At 41.2% G+C, this 4,250-nt stretch carries 4 protein-coding genes; all 4 read left to right on the top strand.

The features are described from left to right. Positions 1-258 precede the first annotated feature (258 nt). The 4 genes from Q0546_RS07775 (at position 259) to Q0546_RS07765 (ending at position 4,117) form a co-directional block, all read left to right on the top strand. Positions 259-2,355 carry a TonB-dependent siderophore receptor gene (locus Q0546_RS07775; RefSeq protein ID WP_298791949.1) on the top strand — a complete coding sequence of 699 codons (2,097 nt, stop codon included), beginning with the start codon at positions 259-261 and terminating at the stop codon, positions 2,353-2,355. A 585-nt stretch (positions 2,356-2,940) separates the two neighbouring features. Continuing rightward, the gene (locus tag Q0546_RS07770) at positions 2,941-3,162 is read left to right on the top strand and encodes a hypothetical protein (protein ID WP_298791947.1); all 222 of its coding nucleotides are present in this window, start codon (positions 2,941-2,943) and stop codon (positions 3,160-3,162) included. Between the two features lie 22 nt (positions 3,163-3,184). Next, a complete protein-coding gene (locus Q0546_RS11980) occupies positions 3,185-3,391 on the top strand; it encodes a hypothetical protein (RefSeq protein WP_366519258.1) in 207 nt (68 codons plus the stop codon). 186 nt (positions 3,392-3,577) lie between these two features. Then, a complete protein-coding gene (locus Q0546_RS07765) occupies positions 3,578-4,117 on the top strand; it encodes a hypothetical protein (protein WP_298791945.1) in 540 nt (179 codons plus the stop codon). The last annotated feature ends 133 nt before the right edge of the window (positions 4,118-4,250 follow it).

The raw sequence follows: 4,250 nt of genomic DNA, 5'->3' as shown, positions 1-4,250 counted from the left end.
GTTTTTATAAAAAATCGCAAACAAAGAATCATTGTTCTCTCGCAAATATAGCGAGCATTAAAAAATAAAAATAGTGCCGTTAGGTTTTAAGATCACAAATTTAAAATGCACTTTTTCAGATTTTAAAAATTAACCTCTGCTCAAGCGATAAAAACGCGCTATACGCAATGGCTAGTATATAATAAAATGATTTACAAATAGTTATTTAAGCATTATTGATATATACTCTTGTTTTTATTTTAAAATCAAGGGAGAATAATGAGACTTAGCATTTTTGCTTCAGTCGCTGTTTTAGCTACTTTTGTCGTCGCAGACACAAAGACGGACGGCTACTCGGTGATGCTTCCAAGCGTCGAAGTTGAAGGCATTTCCGAGCAAGATAACCTAAAAGGCTACGTAGCTTACGATAGCGCAGAAGTAAACAGAAACGGACTTAGCAACAAGCAAACGCCTCAAACCATCGAAACTATCGATATCCAAAAAAATCGCAACTACGGCACGAATGATCTTTCAAGCATCCTCGAAGGAAACGCCGGCATCGACGCGGGCTACGACATGCGCGGCGAGAGTATAAAAATAAGAGGCTTTAGCGTAGACGGCGGAGACATATATAGAGACGGCGTGAGAGACTCGGGCCAGATCAGGCGCAGTACCGCAAACGTCGAGCGCGTCGAGATTTTAAAAGGACCAGCTTCTATCCTATACGGCAGGAGCGACGGCGGCGCGGTCGTAAATTTAGTAAGCAAAAAGGCAAATTTTACCCCCGTTTATAAGGTCTCGGGTAGATACGGCAGCTGGAGCAGATGGGGGCTTGGCGCAGACGTAAACCACGCGGTAAATAATCAACTAGCCGTACGCCTAACCACCGACGGCGAGCGCGGTAAATCGTGGCGTGAAGGCATAAAATATAAAAATTTTATGATAAGTCCTAGCGTAATCGTAACAAACCAAAGCGGCGACGTAAGCTTTGAAGCGCAGTATACGTACGACAACGCCTGGAGAGTACCCGATAGAACTCCGACCAAAGCCGTCTACGACAAGCTAGGTATCGACTATAAAAAGGGTTTTTCTCACGAGGGCGACTTCGTGGAGGATAGACTGCATTTTTTCCGTACGGAGTTAAATGCCGAGCTAGCAAAAGAGTTAAATTTAAAATGGGTTTTTGGATACAGAAAAGCTAGCCAAAATTTCGACCACTATTACGGCGGATCAATCGTTAGCGGCAATAAATTAAGACAAAACTACGCAAAGCAAGAGACTGATAATGAAACTGTCTCAAATGCCTTTACACTTACCAAAGAGCTAAATTTCGAGAGATTTAAGCACAACATTGCAGTCGGTTACGATAACAACGTCGAAACCCGCCATCCAAGGCTCTGGTATAGCAGAACCCATATGCAAGATATCGACCCGTACGCATCTAGGGGCAGCTGGGCGTCAAACAGAAATGTGCCGCTCACGACCGACAACAAACACCGCGCGATCAATCACGGCGTGTTTTTCGAGGACCTAATAAGCCTTGACGATACGTATAGATTGATGCTTGGCGGTAGGTTTGATTTTTATAAATTTAAAACCAGAAATATAAGAGGCCAAACAAACAGCTACACCGGCGACTCATTTAGTCCGAGGGTCGGCTTTTTATGGGACTTTGCAACCGATCACACCGCTTACGTCTCGTATTCGCAGAGCTTTGCGCCCTACGGCGGTAGAGGCAACATCGGCATCAGCACCGAAGATACGTCAAAGCTTGATCTAAAACCGCAAAACAACGTCCAGTACGAAATCGGACTAAAAAGCACTTGGGTGGATAATAAATTCAGCTCAAACATCGCAGTATTTCAGATCGAACATAAAAATATCCGCTATCAGCCAGATCCTACAAACGATCCATATACTTGGGCGGTTCGCGGCAAGGAGCGCAGCCGCGGTATCGAGCTAAACGTGCTAGGACAAATTTATGAAAATTTATACCTGCGCAGTTCGCTTGGCTACACGAACGCTAAGGTTACTAAAGACAACTCAAACCCGCTAAACGAAGGGCTTAATCTAAACGAAACCACGCGCTGGCAGGGCAATGTCTTTTTACGCTACGTAAACGCAGACAAATGGTACGTAGAAAGCGGCGTTACCGGCTACTCCAAACGCTACTTTTACTCTACTAGCGGCGGTAGAATCCAAGAACAACACTTGCCGGGCTTTGCTAGAGTGGACGTGAGTGCTGGATATAGCTTCACCGAGCATGCACAAATGACGCTAGCGATAAACAATCTCTTTGATAAAAAATACTGGCGCTCAAGCTCGAGGCTAGGCGATGAGAGATCGTTTATGGTGAATTTCCACTATAATTTTTAATTAAAACGTAAAAGTGATAGGTTATCCTATCACTTTTTACTGATTTTAAAACCGCTTCATTCATCGCGCTCCAAAAGTTAAAAACTTTAGCACCAAACTATAGATCACGCCCGACAAATACAATAGATTTTATCTCCTAGACTCACAAGAACACCACAAATACTATTAAATGACATGGTTATTTTTATTATAAAAACACTACCAATTTTATAATAAAAATTCAACAAAATGTTTTAGATATAGGGTTTGAATGCCAAATTTAAAACAATACTTAAAAAATAAAATATATTGCTAAAATTAAGATAATAGGCTATAATACTTAATGGGTTAATAAGATCAGTATAATAATAGATAAATAAATTTTATACAAGTAGATCGCTATGAAGAAACTAGTTTTCATCTTTTTTGTTGCATTGCTTGCAATATCCGCTCATGCGGAAAGCAGTACTGTAATCGCAGAGCAAACTAAGATCGGCCGGTAAAACCGTAGAGACCGTCGCCTACGATAAAGAGGGTTGCCTGAAAGAGAAAAGTTGGTTGTCTTGCGAACGACTCGCGAAGCATTATGACAATACGGACCCAGACATGCCTTGCAATTCGGAAATGGTCACGGAGTACTACAAAAAGTGTTGCGATTATTCAAAAAACAAGGTCCAGCTATGCTGCGAAAAGGGATATCCAAAAGAGCTTGAGGAAAAACGCGATGCGGCTTGCAAGGCAAAAGATTCTAAAAGTTGCGGCAAGCTAGCCTACATCGCACACAAACAAAAAGACTACGAGAAGTCGTTTAAGTACGCAAAAAGATGACGGAAAAGACAATACCTCCTGCATACATCTTGCCTATATGTATTATTACGGTCAGGGTATAGAGAAGGATTATAAAAAATCGTTTAATCTATATGAAGGATTGTGCGATAGAGATATATATGATATGTGCGCTATCCTGAGCCACTTCTATACGGATGGCGTAGGCATAAAAACAAGACATCAAAAAGGGCAAGAAAATTTTAGAAAAACTTTGCTACGATCAATATAAAGAAGGCTGCGCCAATCTAGCCGCGCTCTATGAAAGCGATAAATACAGCATGAAAGACGATAAAAAAGCCACAGAGCTTTATACCATGGCTTGCAAACACAATCCAAAAGGCCCAGCGTGCGACAAGATAGGCGGCATGAGCAAGAGGCTAGAGTTTTTTTGTACCGAACAAAAGAACAATTATGATTGTATTCAGCTGGCAGATACTTATTACAGAAACGATCTGGAAAAAAGCTGTTTTTTTATAACAAAGCTTGCGAATTTGGAAATACAAGCGCCTGCAACCGGATTGCAAGTATCACCGAGAAAAAAGAAGCTTCAGAAAAACAAAAATCTGCTTGTGAAGAAAAAAATGACGGCGAAGCTTGCTTCCAGATAGCAAGCTCCTACAACTACGATCCGAAAAATCAGCTGTATTTTTACGAAAAAGCTTGTGAATACGGATATGCGCAAGGATGCTACGAGGCCGTAAAATATACTAACGATCCGGAAAAAAAGTTGTATTTTTTTGACAAAGGTTGCGAGTACGGGCTTGCATATACGTGCCTCTATGCTTTAGACCTCGTAAGAGCAGATAATAACAAAGCGATGGAATATGGATACAAAGCATGCAAGCTGGGTGATACTGCAACTTGCAAAAGAATTGAGGGAATCGCTAAGAAGGCTTGCGATGAAGGCGATCAAGACGGCTGCAAGTGGCTAGATACAATAAAAAATCGTAAATAAATTTAAATTTGAGCCGAGTTTAAATTTGCGCTCGGCTCAAATAAACTAAAAGATTGCAAAATTTTTAGTTCAATATGCGACTTTAAATTTCCTGCCAAAAACGATTTTGGTTTAAGCAAGACGCATGAAAGAA

Source organism: uncultured Campylobacter sp. (assembly GCF_937997465.1).
In the GTDB taxonomy this organism is placed as follows: Bacteria; Campylobacterota; Campylobacteria; order Campylobacterales; family Campylobacteraceae; genus Campylobacter_A.
Note: the sequence above shows the minus strand (reverse complement) of the source record. Positions and strands in the feature narration are given on the sequence as shown.